General features: G+C 71.1%; 3 protein-coding genes. All 3 read right to left on the reverse strand.

The window, feature by feature from the left end:
- Positions 1–649: aldehyde dehydrogenase family protein (locus ABH925_RS37630; protein ID WP_370156140.1), on the reverse strand; the 649-nt coding region annotated here is incomplete at its 3' end.
- A 73-nt stretch (positions 650–722) separates the two neighbouring features.
- Positions 723–1,181: a hypothetical protein gene (locus ABH925_RS37635; protein WP_370156142.1), complete on the reverse strand. Its 459-nt coding sequence runs from the start codon at positions 1,179–1,181 to the stop codon at positions 723–725.
- A 58-nt stretch (positions 1,182–1,239) separates the two neighbouring features.
- Positions 1,240–1,656: PUA domain-containing protein (locus tag ABH925_RS37640; RefSeq protein WP_370156143.1), on the reverse strand; the 417-nt coding region annotated here is incomplete at its 5' end.

Here is a 1,656-nt window from a genome sequence, read left to right on the forward strand (position 1 = left end):
CCCGCCCCTCACCCGGCACCAACTGCACACAATCCGCCGGCAACCCCGCACCCCCCACCGCATCCCGCACCACCTCCACCAACTTCGCATTCGAGCAGTACGCCGACGACGACCCCCGCAACAACACCGCGTTCCCCGACTTCAGACACAACGCCGCCGCATCCACCGTCACATTCGGCCGCGCCTCGTAGATGATCCCGACCACCCCCAACGGCACCCGCACCTGCCGCAGATCCAACCCGTTCGGCAACCTCGAACCCCGCACCACCTCACCCACCGGATCCGGCAACCCCGCCACACCCCGCACATCAGCCGCCATCGCCGCCACCCGCTCCCGCGTCAACGTCAACCGGTCCACCACCGAATCACTCGCCCCCGCCTCCCGCGCCCGCCCCACATCCACCGCGTTCGCCTCAACGATCTCCCGCGTCCGCACCACCAACGCATCCGCAACCGCCAGCAACGCCTCGTCCTTCGGACCCCGCGCCAACGGCCCCAACTCCGCCGCAGCAGCCCGCGCCCGATACGCCACCCGCAACACCGCCGACGAAGGCAACGGCGAGGGCAGGTCCGGCGAGGGGAACGGGGTCAGCGGGACATCGTTCGACGAGGCGGAGTTCGACGAGGCGGAGTCGGAGAGGCTGCTCATGGCGCAAAGGGTAACCGGCCGGGGCCGGGCAAGCGCTCCGACTTCCGCGTGCTGAGACCTGTGACCGGTCAGGTCAGTACGGGTGGACACCGCCAAGGAAGGCCGGTGACTCTCCGTAGCCCTCGGCGATGCGCTTGTGGTACGTCGGACGGTCCACCACCTCCAGGCCGACGATCTCCCAGGGCGGCAGCTGGGCGGTGGCCTTGTGCTCGCCCCAGAGCCGCAGGGCCATGGCCGCCGCGTCATGGAGGTCCTCGGCCTGCTCCCAGTAGCGGATCTCGCCGTGGTCGGTGGCGTAGCGGGCGGTGAGGAAGGGGGTGTGGTCGTGCGCTAACTGCTCCAGGCCCCGTTTGAGCTCGGTGAGGGGCGTGGCCCGGCCGGCGACGCTGAGCACCACGTGCCACAGCCGGGTGCGTCCCCCGTCGTCGGGGTGGTCGGTCGGGTCGGGGTTGTGTGGAGTCTTCCGGGGGGCGCCTGTCGTGCGCGAAGCGCCCCCGTCGATGCTGGTGAGCACCGATTCCGCCGAACCCACGGGTCGCGCACCCTGGCGCCTGCGTCCCACCGGCGGCCTCCCTGTCGGTGATGTCGTCTCAGGCCGAACGGCCCCTGCCACCCCCGTGCGGTCCGTCCGGATCCGGGCAGACCGCCGACTCGGCTGCGCCGAGTGCCGTGGCGACCACCACGAGGTCGTCGCGGTGCACCACCTCGCGCTCGTACGCCGGACCGAGCTCCCGCGCCAGGTCCCGCGACGAGCGTCCCAGCAGTCGGGGAAGCTCCCTTACATCAAAGTTGACCAGCCCACGGGCGACGATGTTGCCGTTTTCGTCAATCAGGTCCACTGGATCGCCCGCAGCGAAATCTCCCTCAACTCCGGTGATCCCGGCGGCGAGCAGCGAGCTGTGGCGCTCGACGACGGCGCGGACGGCGCCGGAGTCCAGGCGCAGGGCGCCGCGCGGTGAGCTGGCGTGCTCCAGCCACAGCAGCCGGTCCGCCGAACGGCGTCCGGT

The sequence above is a fragment of the Streptacidiphilus sp. EB129 genome (assembly GCF_041262645.1).
Classification (GTDB): domain Bacteria; phylum Actinomycetota; class Actinomycetes; order Streptomycetales; family Streptomycetaceae; genus Streptacidiphilus.